Genomic DNA, 16547 nt, shown 5'->3' with positions numbered 1-16547 from the left:
GATGACGACAGGACCTTACAGTGAAAAAGTGATGGATCATTTTATGAATCCGCGCAACGTCGGCGAAATCGAAGACGCCGACGGCGTTGGCACGGTGGGCAATCCCGCCTGCGGAGACATTATGCAGATGTTTATCAAAGTAAGAGACGATGTAATTGTAGAAGCGAAATTCAAAACCTTCGGTTGCGGCGCGGCGATTGCGTCCAGCAGCATGGCGACGGAATTGATCAAAGGCAAGAAAATTGACGAGGCGCTGAAAATTACTAACGAAGAAGTCACCAGAGAACTCGGCGGATTGCCTAAAGTGAAACGCCATTGTTCCGTTTTAGCCGAGCAGGCGCTGCAAAAAGCGCTGGACGATTATTACACGAAACATGGTATTCCTTCTCCGATCAAACTGAAAACTGAAGAAGAGATTGAAGCGGAACACAGCGAGTGATTTTATTTTGACAAAAGCAAAACCCAAGTTTTTAAGTTGCTTCTCCGTCAAAATAGTTGTCGATGGTATTGAAATTATGATTTGCAAATATCCGGATTTTGAAATAAGCTCTAAGGAATATCGATGAACAAAGCTGATGAAGTGCTCGATTGCCTCGGTCTGCAATGTCCGATGCCAATTATCAAAACCGCGGAAAAAATTAAAGAAATCGGTGTCGGACGGGTGCTGGAAATTATCAGTGATGATCCTGGCATCGAAGAAGATATCCCTAATTGGTGCAAGGCAACAGGCCATAAATTTTTAGGAATAGAAAAAGACGACGATGAATTCCATGCCTTTGTCGAAAAAACTCACTGATATGAATTGACCTGTTCTATGCTAAAATGGGGCGTTTTGGTTTAAATTGATGAACGGTTTCAAATATACAAATAGACTGATTCACGAGACAAGTCCATATCTGCTGCAACATGCGCACAATCCGGTGAATTGGTATTCCTGGGGAAAAGAGGCTCTGCAGAGAGCGAAGCAGGAAGACAAGCCGATTTTTTTGTCCATCGGATACGCCGCCTGTCACTGGTGTCATGTGATGGAAGAAGAATCATTTGAAAATTTGCCGATCGCGGAAGTTTTGAATAAATTTTTCATTTCGATCAAAGTAGATCGCGAGGAACGGCCCGATCTGGACGAGATTTACATGAGCGCTGTGACTTTGCTTTCCGGCAGCGGCGGCTGGCCTCTTTCGGTCTGGCTCACGCCTGAGTTGAAACCATTTTTTGGCGGAACCTATTTCCCGCCTGATGATAAATGGGGGAGAATTGGCTTCAAAAATATTTTGCTGCGCATTGCGGATTTGTGGCAACAGCAGCGCAAAGAAATTCTCGCGGGCGCTGAAAATCTCTCCCATTCCATTCGTCAAACCAACTCTGTTCCAGCAGAGAAATTTGCTCTCGGACTTGATCTGTGGAAGAAAGCCGCGCTTTTGCTTGCCAATATGTTCGATGAGAAAAATGGCGGATTGGGTCGCGCCCCGAAATTTCCGCGACCTATGGATTTGTCTTTTCTGCTGCGCTATCATTTTTACACGGACGATGAAAAGGCGCTCCACATCGCGGAAAAATCGCTGCAAGCCATGGCGCGCGGCGGCATTTTTGACCAACTTGGCGGCGGTTTTCACCGTTATGCCACCGATGAAAAATGGCTGATTCCCCATTTTGAGAAAATGCTTTACGATAATGCCTTATTGCCGGTCGCGTACCTGGAAGCGTATCAGATTACCGGAAATAAATTTTATGCGGAAATTGTCAGCCGAACGCTCGATTTTGTGCTTCGGGAGATGACTTCGCCGGAGGGCGGTTTTTTTTCGTCATTAGACGCGGACAGCGACGGCAAAGAAGGCAAATTTTATGTCTGGACAAAAGAGGAAATTTATTCGCTGCTGGACAAAGACGCCGCTGACGCGTTTTGCCTGTTTTACGGCGTGCGTGAAGAGGGAAATTGGGAAGGAAAAACAGTTCTGCATTTGACGCTTAACGAAAGCGCCGCGGCGAAAAAACTGGGAATATCACAAAATGCATTTGCGGAGAAGATAAAAAAAGCTCAAAAAAAGCTCCTTCGGGTTCGGCAAAAAAGAAGCGCGCCTTCGATAGACAATAAAATAATCACTGCCTGGAATAGTTTGATGATCATCGCGCTTTGTCGGGCATATCAGACATTGGGACAAGATCGCTATCTGTCCGCCGCGAAAAAAGCTGTTGATTTTTTACTAAATAAAATGTATATTGACGGTAAATTGTACCGCATTTATGGCAAAGGCAAGCGCCAGCGTCCGGGTTATCTTTCGGACTATGCGCTGCTCACTGCGGCGTTGCTGGAAATTTACATGACCGTTTTTGACGCCCGATATTTAATTTTGGCCGTTGAAATCAATGATTTGGCTCTGGACAAATTTTGGGATCGTCAAGCGCAGGGTTTTTTCTTCACGTCAGTCGATCAAAAGAATATATTGATGCGAACGAGAAATGAATTTGATAACGTGATTCCGTCGGGAAACTCGATGGCGATTAGAAATTTATTCGCATTATACCAATTTACCGGGAAAAAAGAATACAAAGATCGGGCGTACCAGGCAATTTTTGCTGTGGGAGCGCGGGTGAAGCGCTCGCCGATCGGATTTCCTGTATTGTTGAGTTCGCTGGAAACAATTTGGGCAAAAGCGAAAGAAATTGTACTCTCCGGCAACAGGGATAATCCATTATTCGACCAATTTTTAGCCAAAATTCACGAACATTATTTTCCCAATAAGATTATCGGATGGGCGGATCCAAAGCTGCAACGGAGTCATCCCGAAGCAGCCAACTGGCCTCTTTTTGTTGGAAAATTCAAAGACGATGTGCAGATGTTTATTTGCGAAAATTTTACCTGTCACGCGCCATTGACCAGTATTGCCGATATTGATGATTTTTTTCACAATTACCGCGCGACGACAAAACCGTGAATGCTTTTTAGTTCGAATCAATTGCCATTAAATTTTCAAGTTCAACTATGGCGTGTGAGTACGAAATTACCAATTTCTAAAATACAATTACTATTTATTAGAATCACTTTTAAAATTCAATAATTTCAAATCTAAAATGAGGAGAATGAGTTATGAAAGCTTCTGTTGATCCCGATCTCTGCACTGGATGCGAGTTGTGCGTTGATATCTGCCCTGATGTTTTCGAAATGCAAGACGACGTGGCAGTGGTTAAGGTGGATGTTGTTCCTGCCGATGCGGAAGAATGCACTCAGGAAGCGGTTGACAGTTGTCCTGGTGAAGCAATCACTGCTGAATAATTTTCAGAAGAATGTAAAATGTTCGGCGGTTTAGTGCTGCCGAACATTTTCTTTTTTTGAATGTCGAAATAGAGACCCTGGGTTAAATGAAAATTATATTGTGCAATGTGGTAAAACAGGCAATAATTCATGTTTAGCTTTCATTTCCAAAAACAGGCGGTAACGCGAAAGATCGGTTATGCGCTAACGCCGGCGATCGTTGGACCAGTTTTCTTCTTTGGGTGGCGAATCTTGCCATTGTAATCATTTCTCTCATCACCGTAATCGTGGCGGAGTGTTTATTCTTTCGTAAAACAACCGGGAAAGTCAGCGAAGCAGTCTTCGTTGGCGGAGTTTTGTTCGCTAAAATGGAGGTCGGCGGTTTCTATGTGCTTTACAAAAAAATTGCCAACTGGAAATTAGTTGGGGTTTCTTTTCTTCATTCATCATTTTGTTTCCATACATTATTAGAATGGGATGGAATAAATTGATTGGCAATTAAATAGAAATGAAATTTGATCAAGGAGGATTTGCAATGGGAGATGTTGAAGAAAAAGTACTGAAAGCGATGGAAACAGCAGGAAAACCAGTTCGCCCCGGAGATGTGGCAGAAATTACCGGACTGGACAAAAATTCGATTTCCAAAGCAATCAAACAGTTGAAAAAAGAGGGGAAAATTATTTCCCCAAAACGCTGTTTTTATTCACCGGCATAAATTTTTTAATTGAAATAGTTAGCTCTAATAAATAATCTGACTAACCACATTTGAGGAGATCAAAATGGAAAAGTTGCAAATTTATAAATGCGAAATTTGTGGCAACATTGTGGAACTCATTCATGTTGGCGGCGGCCAATTGGTCTGCTGCGGCCAGCCGATGACATTGCTGGACGAGCAAACTGCGGATTCAGCGACAGAAAAACACGTACCCGTGATCGAAAAATCCGGCAACGAAGTCACTGTCAAAGTGGGCAGCGTTCCCCATCCCATGGAAGAAAAACATTACATCGAATTCATCGAGCTGCTGGCTGACGGCCGCGTCTATCGCAAGTTTTTGAATCCGGGCGGACCCGCGGAAGCCAAATTTGAGGTGGAAGCAGAAAAATTGTCTGCGCGCGAATTCTGCAATGTCCACGGATTGTGGAAATCCGAATAAATTTGAAGCATTTTGGAGGCGCGACCAGCATCTTTTGCTCGAAATGCACAGATTCGATATTTTTTTAAATGGATATGCGCAGGCGATGCCTATCGTTCTTTTGAGGTGTATCCGAATTACCCGAACCCGTTTAACAGCGAAACACAAATCAAATATCGTATCGACGGTGCAGGGAAATCAGAAAGCTTTTTTTAATCAAGTGAATTTCTGCTGGGAAAGTTGCAGCAGAGGAAATTAGCATGAGTAATCACTAATTCGAAATCGGTAGCTGTTTAAATGGCAGCGCTGAAAAATCAACTTTTTGGAGGAAACCATGAAAAAGAATATTGGCTCACTGGATAAAACTTTGCGTATTATTCTGGGACTTGTCATTTTAATCGTTGGAATCGTAGCACAAAGCTGGTGGGGATTGATCGGATTAATCCCGCTGGTCACCGGACTTGTCGGCAATTGCCCGCTTTATTCCATATTTGGGATTTCCACGTGCAAAGTGGAACAAAAAAAATAAGGAGCGCAAAAGTTGAAATCTTTAATCGAGCTTTTACAAGCGCGCAAAGCGACGCGGGCGATTTCAACAAAGCCGCTTTCCGAAGAAATTATTGAAACGTTAATGGAGGCAGCGCAATTGTCTGCCTCCTGTTTCAACAAACAGCCGTGGCGTTTTTTGTTTCTGACGGAAAAAGAAGCTCTAAAAAAAGGTCGTCAGGCACTAGCTGGCGGAAATAGCTGGGCGCTGAAGGCGCCATTGTTGATTGTGGGATTTACAAAGCCGGATCTGGATTGCCAGCTTCCTGACGGACGCGAATATTATTTATTCGATCTGGGAATGGCGACGCAAAATATCCTGCTGCAAGCCACAGAGCTGAACCTGGTCGCCAGGCCAATGGCTGGTTTCGATCCCGAGATTATTAAACAAGAGTTTCATTTGTCCGATGATTTAGAAGTTGTCATTATGATTGCCGTGGGCGAAGAAGGCGATTTGGCGGAATTGGACGAAAAATTGCAACAGCGGTCACTGGCGCCGCGCGTGCGGAATGCGCTGCGAGAAAATTTTTATTTGAATGAAAAAATAATTCCATTCAAATGATAAACTGATTGGCGCTTCAGATTTTTTTGGGCAAAACATTGGCGCTATTTTATGCGGGACACGCATAGCGTTTTTTAGCTCGTTTGTTTTGTCTCGACCCTTAATTTTTGGAATAGTTTATTCAAGCAGGGCGCTGGCAGACATTACAAAAATAGGAGTTTTGCTATGAAAGTCAAAGACATTCTTTCTGACAAAGGTTCTTTTGTCATCACTATCAATCAGAACAAGACTGTTTACGAGGCTATTGAAGCTTTCGCCAAACACAAAGTCGGCTCTCTCCTCGTCGTGGACAACGAAAACAATACGGTGGGAATCGTCGGCGCCCGCGATCTGTTGATGGAAACGCTGCGCGTGGTCGACGGCATCAAGAAGAACAAAGTCAAGGATATTATGACAAAAGAGGTTATTGTCGCGTCGCCGGATGACGACCTCGAACGCGTGGAAAAGATTATGACCAAAAATCGCGTTCGTCATCTGCCGATTTTTGATTCCGGTAAAATTGCCGGTATTGTTTCCATCGGCGATCTGGTGAAAGCGCAATTGAAAGATCTGCATGTGGAAAATCATTATTTGAAAGATTACGTCAGCGGCAAATATCCTGGTTGAGATTTTCCGGAAAAATCTGAAATATGAATGACCCGTTGAAACTTTTTGTGTCAATAATTGAAGTAATAAAAGTCTTACGACTTAGCTCCGACGTCAATTTAAATTTAGGCGTTTGGCTTTTAAAAATAAGAAATTAGCGTTTCAAGTTTTGTTTTGACTGGTCATTCGCATTCGCAGCTATTGCGAGCTGGAAAAAGGACAATAATCAACTCATCGTTATTTTTTTAATTTAAGGAGAAACACATGGAAAAGTACGTTTGCACAGTGTGCGGTTATGTATATGACCCCGAAGCTGGCGATCCTGATAACGGAGTGGAGCCAGGAACCAGTTTTAAAAACATTCCCGAAGACTGGGTGTGCCCATTGTGTGGCGCCGGCAAAGAAGATTTCGAGCTTGAAGATTAATCTTTTTGTTTTAGAAATCGTGAATTGACCGAATAGCGGCGCGTGGCTGTTGTTTCGCCGTATCAGCCACGCGCCAGCATTCGTGAGTTACTCTTTGGATTTTTTTTTACAAATAATCGAGGAAATTCCCATGTTAGAAGTAGGAGCAAAAGCGCCTGATTTTACCCTGATGTCAGACGAGGGAAAGGAAGTGTCGCTTTCGGATTTTTTAGGAAAAAAAGACATTGTGCTATATTTTTATCCCAAAGACAACACCTCTGGTTGTACCAAGGAAGCGTGTTCGTTTCGGGACAATCTCCCTCAGATCGAAGCAAAAGATGCGATCGTTATCGGCGTCAGTCCCGACAGTGTGAAATCACACCAGAATTTTATTGCCAAACATAATTTGAACTTCACGCTATTGTCTGATCCGGAACATAAAGTCGCTGCTGCGTACGGCGCCTGGGGCGAAAAAAAGAACTATGGCCGCGTTTACGAAGGTATTATTCGTTCGACTTTCATAATCGGGAAAGATGGCACAATAAAGAAAGTTTTCAAAAAAGTGAAAACAGCCATTCACGGCGAGGAAGTACTCGAAGTTTTGTAGCCCTGCTTGCGGTTGTAAATTGTAATTGATGATGTTGAAAGGCAACTTATGTACGAATATGAAGTAACGAATCGCATTCCGCTGTTGTTTGCATTGAGCACCTGTCCGCGGTGCAATCGAATGAAAAAATTTTTGCAAGACAATGGCGTCAATGCCAAAATTATTGATGTGGATTTGCTGCCGTTGGAGGAAAAGAAAAAACATTTTCGTTTCCTACTGGCGAGTAATCCCACACTTGCATTCCCGACGCTGCTGGTGGGAAATGTAGCAGTCATCGGCGAGGATTACGATGGAGCGAAGGAGGCGCTGAATCTATGACGGTGGAAAAATATTACGAGACGCTGAAAAAATTTGCCCCGAAAAAAGGTCTGATTTTAAATCCCGATTGGGAAATTGTAAAGCCTCTGTTGGAAGGGCTATTGAAAAATGGCGAGCGCTATGGCTACCGAACTTGTCCTTGCCGGCCTGCAATGGGGGAATTAGAGAAAGACCGCGACATTATTTGTCCCTGCGAATACGCGAAGGCTGACATCGAAGAATTTGGCGCCTGTTACTGCTGGCTTTACGTGTCGCAGGATTGGATTGACGGGAAAGTACCGCATCGTCAGATCCCCGAACGGAGGCCTGTGGAGAAAATCCTCGATCTGTAATAATAAATTTTAAGAACATAAAGTTTATTTGTCAAATTTTGCATTAAATCGAAATAGAATACCTGTTTTTGTTCAGAAATGTCGCTTAATTAATCAAATCTACCGAAGATTAATAATTTCAAATATTGTAACTGCGGGAGTTTCGCATGGCAGAGCAAATCCTACCGGAGCAACCTATTATTTCCACCGATATCATCGATCGAAAATGGATTGATGTGAATATCCCTTGTAAAAACGCCTGTCCCATTCGCACGGACATCCCTGGCTACATTCAGGCAATTATGGACGGGGACTACGAAAAAGCATATCTGGTAAATCGTCGCGATAATGTTCTGCCTTCAATTTTAGGCCGCGTTTGTCACCACCCTTGCGAAAGCGCTTGTCGCCACGGCTGGGACGGAAACGGCGATCCGGTGTCCATCTGTTTTTTGAAAAGATCGGCCGCAGACTACGGCATGAAACCGGTGGAAATTGAGATTGTCCCTAACGGAAAAACTGTTGCCATTATCGGCTCTGGTCCCTCGGGTCTCACTGCTGCCAATGATCTTGCCCAATTGGGATACGCAGTCACGATTTTCGAGCAATTCGATGAGCCCGGCGGCATGTTGCGCTACGGTTTGCCCGAATTCCGTCTGCCACGCGACATTGTCCAGCAGGATGTGCAATCGATTCTCGATTTTGGCGTTGAGTTGAAAACAAATATTCGTGTCGCCGGAAATGAAAAATTGAAGCAATTAGCTGACGAATTCGATGCCGTAGTTGTGGCTGGCGGATGCATGGCGCCGAAGACGCTTGATTTGCCGGGCATCGGGGCAAAAGGCAGTTTTTACGGACTCGAATTTATGATGGCAGGCAATCAGGAAAAAATAGATTATCCCATTCGAAATGTCATTGTCATTGGCGGCGGATTTACTGCCGTAGACTGTGCGCGGCTGGCTTATCGATTGGGCGCAGAAAAAATCACAATTGTTTTCCTGTACACGAGAGAAATGATGTCCGCCGGTCCCCATGAGATTGAGGCGATGGAGGCCGAAGGGGTTGAATTCGCTTTTTTGGTAACGCCGAATGTCGTCTTGGAAAAAAATGGGAAAGTGACAGGATTGCGGCTGCTGCGCAATGAGCTTTTGCAAAGCAGGTCAATAAAAACCATTCCTGATTCGGATTTTGAAATTGAAGCGGATACGATTGTTTTTGCCATCGGTCAAAAGGGAGAAACTGATGTGGTCGATCCGGAAGAGAAGGAAAAAATCCCGAATTTATTTTTTGCCGGCGATTTTCGCAATGGCGCTTCCACGGTGATCGAAGCAGCGGCAGATGGCAGAAAAATGGCGCGCGAGGTGCACACTGTTCTTTCTGGGAAAAAATTTGAGGAGTATGTTAAAATCGAACCGGCGGCTGGCACGGGTCGCAAACGCGAGTTCGATTTTATTCCGCGTCAGCCAATGGATGAATTGCCGCTACGGGAACGGCGCGACAAGACCAAAGAGGTGGAACTCGGCTTTTCGCAGGAAAAAGCCCTGGTGGAATCGCGGCGCTGCTACCTGTGCCATTATAATTTTCAAATCGACATTTCTCGCTGCATTTACTGCCTGGCGTGTATCGACGTCATGCCGGTGGATTGCATCAAAATGGCAACGAACATCGAAATTGCTGACGATGGCAATTTGATTTACGAAGAGACCAAAAAATGGAGCGAAGTCCAAGCCATCGTCATCGATAACAACAAATGTATTCGCTGCGGTAATTGTTATCGCGCTTGCCCGGTGAATTGTATTACTATCTCAAAATATTCACTGGAAATAGAGGAAAGGGAATAGCTGTTTTGTCTACAAAATTCATCTTCCGGCGGTTTTACGCCGCCCAATTGGAGGGCTGAAATGAAATATGTGATCATTGGCGCCGGCGTTGCCGGCGTGACTGCTGCTGAGACGATACGCAAATACGACAGCGACGGGGAAATCGTCCTCATCGGCAAAGAGCAATTTTTGCCCTATAAACGTTATTTGCTCACAGAGTTCTTTTGCGGAACAATCGAGAAAGAGAATTTGTTTTCGTTTTCGTGTGAAGATATCAAGAAGCTAAAGATCAATTTTCGAAAAGGCCAATTGGCGAAATCTATTAATTTTGAAGATAAAAAAGTAAAACTCTTTCATAACGAGACAGTGAGTTATGACAAACTGCTCATTGCAACGGGCGGCAAGCCTCGCATTGGGCCGGCGTTGACGCCTTTTGCCAAAAATCTTCAGCTCTACTATTCGCTGGAAGATATTTTGCTCATCAAAGAGAAATTACCCTCTGTGCACACTTGTGTGGTATTTGGTCAGGGGATCAGTACTCTGGATCTGATGGCGGGTTTGAACAATTTGAAAAAAGAAGTCATTTACATTACCAAGAAGCCTCGGGCATTTTTCCCACTATTGCAGGCGAATTCCGACGTTGACATCCATCAGTTTTTGACAGAAAAAGGCGTGAAGATCATTACCAACGACAGACCTGTTTCCATTGAGAAAGAGGACGGGAGATTTGTCGTTGAGACTCTCAACGGGGAAAAAATGATCGCTGATCTTGTTTTTGCCTGGGATGATTATCGTCCGAATATTAAATTTTTGCAGCACACAAAAATTGACCGCAAAATCGGTATTTTGGTCGATGAACATTTGCGGACATCGGTGGGGGATGTTTACGCCGCCGGTGATTGCACAGAAATTTATCACCCAAAAATAAAAAATTATTGGATTAATTTCGGCTATCCAAATGCGATAGAACAGGGAGAGGTCGCCGGGAAAAATATGACCGGCTTAAAAGAGGCTTATCAAATTCACGAGACTCTCGTTTTTCATGTTTTGGGCAAGCCTTTTGAGGCGCGTTGGTGGGAATAGTCGATGTCGGATAAGGCAAGTGATAAAGAAAATTGAGCAAAGCCACAGATTACCACGGATAGTTTGGATTCAAAATATCTTTAAATAATAATTTGTCAATTTACCATATTGATTATAGTTTTGAGTTTCGGGTTTGTAGTTTCGAGAATCAATTTTTAAAAGAATGTTTTCGGGAAATACGGAATCAAAAAAAGAGAAAGGTACATGAGGCATAAAGAGCTTTCCATACGTTTCTGCGGCATTGCCGGCGACGGGGTTGTTTCTTCCGGGAAAATTTTAGCCGGTACCGTCGCCAGCATCGGTTTATTTGTCATGGTGAACGATATTTACAGCGCGGAGATTCGCGGATTGGGAAAATCCACGACTACGGTGCGCTTTTCCGGCAAAAAAATTTACAGCATGGGAGACGGCGTCGATTTGCTGGTGGGCATGGCGGCAAAGGAATCAATTTCTGAACTGGATGAGGTCAAGTCTGGCGGCGCGGTGATTTACGAGTCGAGCGAGCCCGGCGAAGTGGCAGAAGGGGAAACTCTTGCCGCACACATATCTCCGGACGTCCGCGGTTACGCGGTGCCGTTGAAAAGGCTGGCAAATCAAGCGTCGGGTTCAAATCGCGGCAGAAATATTGTTGCTATGGGCGCGCTGTGCTATTTGTACTCTCTGCCGCCGGAAATTTTTGTCAATCATATTACAAAACTTTTCCAGCGAAAAGGAGATCGCGTCGTCGAGAGCAATGTGAAGGCGTTTCGGCTGGGATATGATTATTGTCAGGAAAATTATCCTCTGCGAGAAGAATTTGATTTGCCTGCAACGGGAGAACCCAAAAAATTAATCAGCGGGAACGAAGCGGTGGCAAAGGGAGCCATGAATTGCGGCTTGCACATTTACGCCGGTTATCCTATTACTCCGGCGACGAAAATCATGGAATACTGCGCCAAAGACTTGCCCCCGTTGGGCGGTTGGACGATTCAGGTGGAAGATGAAATTGCGGCAATCTCTACCGTTGTTGGTTCCTGGTTTGCCGGAAGAAGGGCGATGACATCGACTTCCGGCCCGGGACTGGCGCTCATGTCTGAAATGATTAATTTGGCAGTAATGGCGGAAATTCCGGCAGTGATTGTCGATGTCCAACGCGGCGGTCCCTCCACAGGTTTGCCCACGAAAGTAGAACAGAGCGATTTGAATATTGCCTTTTACGGCGGCGCTGGCGACTCTCCGCGCGTCGTGATGGCCCCGGCTGATTCTGAGGAGTCTTATTCCGGTATCCAGTTAGCTTTTGATCTGGCGGAAAAATATCAGACGCCGGTCATTTTTTTAAGCGATCTTTTTCTGGGGCAACGGATCGAGACAGCGATTCTTGAGGAAAAGATTGACAGAAATCGAAGCACGAGGAAGAAGCCAACCGCCGAAGATTTGAAAGATTACGTTCGCTACCAGCTCACCGAAGACGGCGTCTCACCGTGGATTGTGCCCGGCGAATCTGGCGCATTTTACACTGTGACAGGTTTAGAGCATAATTTGCGGGGGAATCCCAATTACGAGTCAGAAGTGCACCAAACAATGACCGAGAAACGACATCGAAAATTTGCTTCCATGATTGAAGACATTCCTCCGGCGGACGTCATTGGGGACAAAGATGCGGTGATCGGCATTGCCAGTTGGGGCTCGACTATCGGCGCGATTCTGGAAGGAATGGAAATTGCCAGAGAAAAAGGCGTCAAATCCAAATTGATCAAATCAATCATGATTAACCCACAGCATGAAGAGTCGTTCCGCAATTTTTTTGACAGTTGTCAGCGAATCATCATTCCGGAAATGAATTTTCAGGGGCAGTACGCCGCGTTGCTGAAATCACGCTACGGAATTAAACCCGTTGAAATGCACCTTCCGGCAGTCAATCCGGTGAGTCCGAAAGTAATTGCGCAGAAAATTATGGAGGTGAACGATGAACTCACTCAGTAAGCGCTCGGTCATCGAGGGACTGAAATTTGCCAAATCGCTGAATTCGCAGAGATGGCGGGACAATTTGCCGACCTGGTGCCCCGGCTGCGGCCATTTTTCTGCGCTGAATGGCGTGTACGAATCTGTGGAAAAATTGAACATTGCACCGAAAGATTTTGTGCTCGTTTCCGGCATTGGCTGTTCTGGTCGATTTCCGTTTTTCATCAATGGCTTTGGTATTCATTCGCTGCACGGCCGAGCTTTGCCAGTGGCAACGGGCGTCAAAATTGCCAATCCGAATTTGACAGTGGTCGTCGCTGGCGGCGACGGCGACGGGTTGGGAATTGGCGGAGGACATTTGCCGCACGCGGTGCGAAATAATTTCGACATGACTTACGTGCTTCTGGACAATAACATCTACGGTTTGACCAAAGGGCAAGTTTCTCCGACGTCGCCGCTGGGAATGATCAGCACGACTTCTCCTTACGGGAATATTGCGCATCCATTGAATCCGACAATGCTGGTGCTCACCTACGGCGCGACTTTCGTGGCGCGGGTTTTTTCCAAAGATCGGGCGCTTGTGTCGAAAACTATTCAACAGGCAATCGCGCATCCCGGTTTCTCGGTGGTTCACGATCTTTCTCCGTGCGTAAAATTTAATAAAACAGTAACTTACAAATCCTGGGATGAGATAATCAAACCTTTACCGGAAAATTATCAACCCATAAATCGGGCAAAGGCGCTGGAACTGGCAGCAAGCGAAGATCCGATTTACGTTGGCGTTTTTTATCAGGAGAGAGTACCGACTTTTCATGAAAAGATAGATGAAATAAAATCTAACATTAAAAATAATAAGTAGGAGGTCTGATGTCAGAATCAACAGTAAAAATTTTAAAAACAGCCATCGAAATCGAAGATAAAGGCATGGAGACATTTCTCAAATTTGCCCGGCTGACCAAGGATGAAACCGGCAAAAATATGTTCATTCGATTGGCGCAGGATGAAATGATTCATCGCCGCATTCTTGATGAACAGTTGTACAAACTAATGGAAGGAAAAGCGCTGGGCAAGGTCGAAATTCCCAAGAGCGAGGTGGAGAAAATAGTCCCGAAAATCAGAGAAAAACAGCAGCGCACCCGCGGCGAATCTGGTTTGCTAGAAGTTGATGCCCTCAACACGGCGCTGGATTTGGAACGGGAAGCGTCAAAGTTCTTCCGCGATCAGGCGGAGATCGTTGATGACGAAGATGCAAAGTTGCTGTTCATCAGACTGGCTGAGTGGGAAGATGCGCATTACGACATCATTCAGGCGGAATTAGATTCCATTCAGGGAACCGGTTTCTGGTTTGGCATTCCTGAATTTCGAATGGATGGTAAGTTTTAATTTTTGCTTTATCGAGTGGAAAAAAATTTCAGAGAAAAATTTTTTTTGAATGGCAGGCAAATCAATTGTTTCCAACCTAATAAATGAGGAGTAATTATCCATGACAAATACTCTTAAAGTTGAAGATGTGCTGAAGGTTGCTATTAATGCAGAAATTAGCGCATACAGTCTTTATCAAAATTTGAGCGAAAAAATGAAAAATCCCGCGGCGAAACAAATGCTGGTGGAATTAGCGCTGCAGGAAGAAGGACACCGCAAAGCGTTAGAGCGAGTCGTTGCCACAAAAGATACGAATGTGCTCGGCAGAGGACTTCCGGAAGAGGATCGCGGCATTCATAATTTTCTGCAGACGTCGGATCTGCACGAAAATGCCTCGGTACAGGAAGTGATGGTTTTTGCCATGAATGAGGAGCAGAAAGCGTACGATTTTTACATGTCGCTGAGGCAGCAATTTGTCGGGACTGAGTTGGAAGACCTTTTCGATAGGCTGGCTGCGGAAGAGCGAGGTCATAAAGTCAAGTTGGAAGACGAGTATGAACAACATTTTATGACGGAGAACTAAAATAAAAAAGGTCAATCGTTTGAATTGACCTTTTTTATTTGCGGCAAATTTTAATGACAATTTTTTATTCTTTCGGGCGAACAAACGCAAAAATTATCCCTTGTTGGGAAGTGCCATATTTTGCGCCAGAATCTTCTCTCCGTCGTGAAAAAGAACCTCGATTTTTCGACTGTCGATGACATTTTTTACAATGCCCAATCCGAATTTTTGATGATGAATGGCGGTTTCCACATCGTAGCTATCTCCAATGGCGTATTCAATAGCTGATTCAGCTTCTGCATTATTCAGTATCCGCGTCCATTTATCTCTGCGCGCGCGAGGTTTTTTAACTTTCGCTATCGTTTTTGAAGCGGCTTTTTTGTTATCTGAACTTTTTGCTTTTGCTGTTGCTTTGGGCTTGCGAAATTGATGATAACTCATGCAGGTTTTGCACATCACTTTGGTAATTTTTTTATCTGTGGCCGTTGTGATGAGATGGATCGTGTCGGTCTTGCATTTGCCACAATAGGCCTCTATCTCCTGGCCAATAAGTTGATCACTCATTGAAGCTCCTTAGTGTTTAATGTCAATGAATTTATTTTATGTCAGCAGTAGTATCCAATATGGGGAAAATCAATAAGCGGCATAAAATTAAAGTAAAATATAAGAAAAAATTAGCAAATATGCAAGTACTTTGTGGAATTTTCCATACTTCAGAGAATTTTCAGCCATTATCAAATCAGATGACGCAAAATATGGCAAAAATTTTTTTTTGCGAGCAATGAACGGCTGATAAATGTATCGAAAATTGTGGACGACAGTGATTTCTTGCGCAAAAATATCCTATCGAAAATGAGAGACCCCATTTATTAAATTCTATTGTTTTTGAGAAACAAGACATTGACTAATAATTCGTAACATTATGAGAATAAAGGAGATAGATGTAATCAAAAAACTGGCATCATAATTGATAGTCAATGAGCAAAAAACAGAAAATTAGCTGACTATTACTTTTACGAAGAATGGTGTCAATTTTAATGAAGACAATAGCATTAGCGTCGAAAGATCAGGCGCTGGACCAGGCGATTTCGTTGTTATTTAAGGGTCGGTATCAGATCACCGGACTGAATTCAATTGACAAAAATTCGAATCTACTGGATTTGAATCCCATAGATTTGTTGATAGTTGATGTGAAAGCCATTGATGAAGATGTTTTGAAGAAGATTTTTTTGTTGAAAAAAATGAAAACGAATTTGCCGATCATCATGTTGTATGATTTGAAAGTGCCTGAATATGTGAAATCGGATTTATTTCCGCTGGCGGACGTGATGTTCCGCAAGCCGTTTAGCAATCAGCAACTGCTGAACGCGGTAAATGACTTTTTGGTCAAAGAAGCGAATTTTAATTAATTACAATTGTCGAGGTTGTCGATGATCCCTGAAGATGAAATAAAAAAAATAAGGCAGCAAAAAAGCGAGTGGGAACAGAAAACACTGAAACCAACGCTGGATCGTTTCCCTGAACGGAGGGAAAAATTTGTTACCGGCTCCGCTGCCGAAGTTGAGCGACTTTACACGCCGGAACAAGTTGCGGAAATGGAATACACTGAACAGTTAGGTTTTCCCGGACAGTATCCGTTCACTCGGGGAGTGCAGCCGACCATGTACCGCGGCAGATTCTGGACCATGAGACAGTACGCTGGTTTCGGGACAGCCGAAGAATCGAACAAAAGATATAAATTTTTGCTGGAACAGGGTCAGACCGGGCTTTCCGTGGCATTTGATCTTGCAACTCAAATCGGCTACGATTCGGATCATCCCATGAGTTACGGTGAGGTGGGAAAAGTCGGTGTGGCGATTGACAGCCTCGAGGACATGGAAATATTATTTGATGGAATTCCGCTGGATAAAGTGTCCACTTCCATGACCATCAACGCGCCAGCAGCGGTTTTGCTCGCCATGTACATTGTTGTCGCGGAAAAACAGGGCGTTCCCGCGACAAAAATTACCGGCACGATTCAGAACGATATTTTAAAAGAATATGTCGCTCGCGGCACCTACATTTT

The 16547-nt window shown here is 44.3% G+C and carries 22 protein-coding genes; 21 read left to right on the top strand and 1 reads right to left on the bottom strand.

Going from position 1 to position 16547, the window contains the following annotated elements; translation table 11 throughout:
• The first annotated feature begins 1 nt into the window (after nucleotide 1).
• The 19 genes from nifU (at nucleotide 2) to GXO74_03830 (ending at nucleotide 14503) form a co-directional block, all read left to right on the top strand.
• Nucleotides 2–439, top strand: a complete 438-nt coding sequence (gene nifU / locus GXO74_03920; GenBank protein ID NOZ60808.1) for a Fe-S cluster assembly scaffold protein NifU — start codon at nucleotides 2–4, stop codon at nucleotides 437–439.
• A 123-nt stretch (nucleotides 440–562) separates the two neighbouring features.
• Complete coding sequence (locus GXO74_03915; protein NOZ60807.1) at nucleotides 563–796, top strand: sulfurtransferase TusA family protein; 234 nt, start codon at nucleotides 563–565, stop codon at nucleotides 794–796.
• A 49-nt stretch (nucleotides 797–845) separates the two neighbouring features.
• A complete protein-coding gene (locus GXO74_03910; protein NOZ60806.1) occupies nucleotides 846–2933 on the top strand; it encodes a thioredoxin domain-containing protein in 2088 nt (695 codons plus the stop codon).
• Nucleotides 2934–3085: 152 nt separating this feature from the next.
• The gene (locus GXO74_03905; protein NOZ60805.1) at nucleotides 3086–3271 is read left to right on the top strand and encodes a ferredoxin; all 186 of its coding nucleotides are present in this window, start codon (nucleotides 3086–3088) and stop codon (nucleotides 3269–3271) included.
• A 514-nt stretch (nucleotides 3272–3785) separates the two neighbouring features.
• A complete protein-coding gene (locus GXO74_03900; protein ID NOZ60804.1) occupies nucleotides 3786–3965 on the top strand; it encodes a MarR family transcriptional regulator in 180 nt (59 codons plus the stop codon).
• 64 nt (nucleotides 3966–4029) lie between these two features.
• The gene (locus tag GXO74_03895; protein NOZ60803.1) at nucleotides 4030–4404 is read left to right on the top strand and encodes a desulfoferrodoxin; all 375 of its coding nucleotides are present in this window, start codon (nucleotides 4030–4032) and stop codon (nucleotides 4402–4404) included.
• 313 nt (nucleotides 4405–4717) lie between these two features.
• The gene (locus tag GXO74_03890; protein NOZ60802.1) at nucleotides 4718–4912 is read left to right on the top strand and encodes a DUF2892 domain-containing protein; all 195 of its coding nucleotides are present in this window, start codon (nucleotides 4718–4720) and stop codon (nucleotides 4910–4912) included.
• Between the two features lie 12 nt (nucleotides 4913–4924).
• Nucleotides 4925–5491: a nitroreductase gene (locus GXO74_03885; protein ID NOZ60801.1), complete on the top strand. Its 567-nt coding sequence runs from the start codon at nucleotides 4925–4927 to the stop codon at nucleotides 5489–5491.
• A gap of 165 nt (nucleotides 5492–5656) precedes the next feature.
• Nucleotides 5657–6097 carry a CBS domain-containing protein gene (locus GXO74_03880; GenBank protein ID NOZ60800.1) on the top strand — a complete coding sequence of 147 codons (441 nt, stop codon included), beginning with the start codon at nucleotides 5657–5659 and terminating at the stop codon, nucleotides 6095–6097.
• A 243-nt stretch (nucleotides 6098–6340) separates the two neighbouring features.
• Complete coding sequence (locus GXO74_03875; protein NOZ60799.1) at nucleotides 6341–6502, top strand: rubredoxin; 162 nt, start codon at nucleotides 6341–6343, stop codon at nucleotides 6500–6502.
• 130 nt (nucleotides 6503–6632) lie between these two features.
• Nucleotides 6633–7088 (top strand): thioredoxin-dependent thiol peroxidase, encoded by a 456-nt coding sequence (bcp, locus tag GXO74_03870; GenBank protein NOZ60798.1) that lies wholly within the window; start codon nucleotides 6633–6635, stop codon nucleotides 7086–7088.
• A gap of 48 nt (nucleotides 7089–7136) precedes the next feature.
• Nucleotides 7137–7406: a glutaredoxin family protein gene (locus GXO74_03865; protein ID NOZ60797.1), complete on the top strand. Its 270-nt coding sequence runs from the start codon at nucleotides 7137–7139 to the stop codon at nucleotides 7404–7406.
• Nucleotides 7403–7738 (top strand): ferredoxin:thioredoxin reductase, encoded by a 336-nt coding sequence (locus GXO74_03860; GenBank protein ID NOZ60796.1) that lies wholly within the window; start codon nucleotides 7403–7405, stop codon nucleotides 7736–7738. The genes GXO74_03865 and GXO74_03860 overlap by 4 nt, the downstream gene beginning before the upstream one ends.
• A 146-nt stretch (nucleotides 7739–7884) precedes the next feature.
• Complete coding sequence (locus GXO74_03855; protein ID NOZ60795.1) at nucleotides 7885–9555, top strand: FAD-dependent oxidoreductase; 1671 nt, start codon at nucleotides 7885–7887, stop codon at nucleotides 9553–9555.
• Between the two features lie 60 nt (nucleotides 9556–9615).
• A complete protein-coding gene (locus tag GXO74_03850) occupies nucleotides 9616–10617 on the top strand; it encodes an NAD(P)/FAD-dependent oxidoreductase (protein NOZ60794.1) in 1002 nt (333 codons plus the stop codon).
• Nucleotides 10618–10821: 204 nt separating this feature from the next.
• The gene (locus tag GXO74_03845) at nucleotides 10822–12579 is read left to right on the top strand and encodes a 2-oxoacid:acceptor oxidoreductase subunit alpha (protein NOZ60793.1); all 1758 of its coding nucleotides are present in this window, start codon (nucleotides 10822–10824) and stop codon (nucleotides 12577–12579) included.
• The gene (locus GXO74_03840; GenBank protein ID NOZ60792.1) at nucleotides 12563–13417 is read left to right on the top strand and encodes a 2-oxoacid:ferredoxin oxidoreductase subunit beta; all 855 of its coding nucleotides are present in this window, start codon (nucleotides 12563–12565) and stop codon (nucleotides 13415–13417) included. The genes GXO74_03845 and GXO74_03840 overlap by 17 nt, the downstream gene beginning before the upstream one ends.
• An 8-nt stretch (nucleotides 13418–13425) precedes the next feature.
• Complete coding sequence (locus GXO74_03835; GenBank protein NOZ60791.1) at nucleotides 13426–13941, top strand: ferritin family protein; 516 nt, start codon at nucleotides 13426–13428, stop codon at nucleotides 13939–13941.
• Nucleotides 13942–14041: 100 nt separating this feature from the next.
• Entirely contained in the window at nucleotides 14042–14503 is a 462-nt protein-coding gene (locus GXO74_03830; protein NOZ60790.1) for a ferritin family protein, read from the top strand.
• Nucleotides 14504–14596: 93 nt separating this feature from the next.
• Here GXO74_03830 and GXO74_03825 read toward each other — a convergent pair whose 3' ends face one another.
• Nucleotides 14597–15046, bottom strand: coding sequence for a hypothetical protein (locus GXO74_03825; protein ID NOZ60789.1), 450 nt, complete (start codon nucleotides 15044–15046; stop codon nucleotides 14597–14599).
• A 473-nt stretch (nucleotides 15047–15519) separates the two neighbouring features.
• Here GXO74_03825 and GXO74_03820 point away from each other — a divergent pair, with 473 nt between their 5' ends.
• Together GXO74_03820 and GXO74_03815 are read left to right on the top strand one after the other, a co-directional pair.
• Complete coding sequence (locus GXO74_03820; protein ID NOZ60788.1) at nucleotides 15520–15891, top strand: hypothetical protein; 372 nt, start codon at nucleotides 15520–15522, stop codon at nucleotides 15889–15891.
• Between the two features lie 21 nt (nucleotides 15892–15912).
• Nucleotides 15913–16547 (top strand): methylmalonyl-CoA mutase (locus tag GXO74_03815; protein ID NOZ60787.1); only part of this gene is annotated, 635 nt, incomplete at its 3' end.

This window comes from Calditrichota bacterium, assembly GCA_013152715.1.
GTDB lineage: Bacteria > Zhuqueibacterota > Zhuqueibacteria > Thermofontimicrobiales > Thermofontimicrobiaceae > 4484-87.
Note: the sequence above shows the minus strand (reverse complement) of the source record. Positions and strands in the feature narration are given on the sequence as shown.

Excerpts from the sequence above, each read along its gene's own strand:
- nifU (NOZ60808.1), top strand. The coding sequence starts at position 2 with ATGACGACAGGACCTTACAGTGAAAAAGTGATGGATCATTTTATGAAT.
- GXO74_03915 (NOZ60807.1), top strand. The coding sequence starts at position 563 with ATGAACAAAGCTGATGAAGTGCTCGATTGCCTCGGTCTGCAATGTCCG.
- GXO74_03910 (NOZ60806.1), top strand. The coding sequence starts at position 846 with ATGAACGGTTTCAAATATACAAATAGACTGATTCACGAGACAAGTCCA.
- GXO74_03905 (NOZ60805.1), top strand. The coding sequence starts at position 3,086 with ATGAAAGCTTCTGTTGATCCCGATCTCTGCACTGGATGCGAGTTGTGC.
- GXO74_03900 (NOZ60804.1), top strand. The coding sequence starts at position 3,786 with ATGGGAGATGTTGAAGAAAAAGTACTGAAAGCGATGGAAACAGCAGGA.
- GXO74_03895 (NOZ60803.1), top strand. The coding sequence starts at position 4,030 with ATGGAAAAGTTGCAAATTTATAAATGCGAAATTTGTGGCAACATTGTG.
- GXO74_03890 (NOZ60802.1), top strand. The coding sequence starts at position 4,718 with ATGAAAAAGAATATTGGCTCACTGGATAAAACTTTGCGTATTATTCTG.
- GXO74_03880 (NOZ60800.1), top strand. The coding sequence starts at position 5,657 with ATGAAAGTCAAAGACATTCTTTCTGACAAAGGTTCTTTTGTCATCACT.
- GXO74_03875 (NOZ60799.1), top strand. The coding sequence starts at position 6,341 with ATGGAAAAGTACGTTTGCACAGTGTGCGGTTATGTATATGACCCCGAA.
- bcp (NOZ60798.1), top strand. The coding sequence starts at position 6,633 with ATGTTAGAAGTAGGAGCAAAAGCGCCTGATTTTACCCTGATGTCAGAC.
- GXO74_03865 (NOZ60797.1), top strand. The coding sequence starts at position 7,137 with ATGTACGAATATGAAGTAACGAATCGCATTCCGCTGTTGTTTGCATTG.
- GXO74_03860 (NOZ60796.1), top strand. The coding sequence starts at position 7,403 with ATGACGGTGGAAAAATATTACGAGACGCTGAAAAAATTTGCCCCGAAA.
- GXO74_03855 (NOZ60795.1), top strand. The coding sequence starts at position 7,885 with ATGGCAGAGCAAATCCTACCGGAGCAACCTATTATTTCCACCGATATC.
- GXO74_03850 (NOZ60794.1), top strand. The coding sequence starts at position 9,616 with ATGAAATATGTGATCATTGGCGCCGGCGTTGCCGGCGTGACTGCTGCT.
- GXO74_03845 (NOZ60793.1), top strand. The coding sequence starts at position 10,822 with ATGAGGCATAAAGAGCTTTCCATACGTTTCTGCGGCATTGCCGGCGAC.
- GXO74_03840 (NOZ60792.1), top strand. The coding sequence starts at position 12,563 with ATGAACTCACTCAGTAAGCGCTCGGTCATCGAGGGACTGAAATTTGCC.
- GXO74_03835 (NOZ60791.1), top strand. The coding sequence starts at position 13,426 with ATGTCAGAATCAACAGTAAAAATTTTAAAAACAGCCATCGAAATCGAA.
- GXO74_03830 (NOZ60790.1), top strand. The coding sequence starts at position 14,042 with ATGACAAATACTCTTAAAGTTGAAGATGTGCTGAAGGTTGCTATTAAT.
- GXO74_03825 (NOZ60789.1), bottom strand. The coding sequence starts at position 15,046 with ATGAGTGATCAACTTATTGGCCAGGAGATAGAGGCCTATTGTGGCAAA.
- GXO74_03820 (NOZ60788.1), top strand. The coding sequence starts at position 15,520 with ATGAAGACAATAGCATTAGCGTCGAAAGATCAGGCGCTGGACCAGGCG.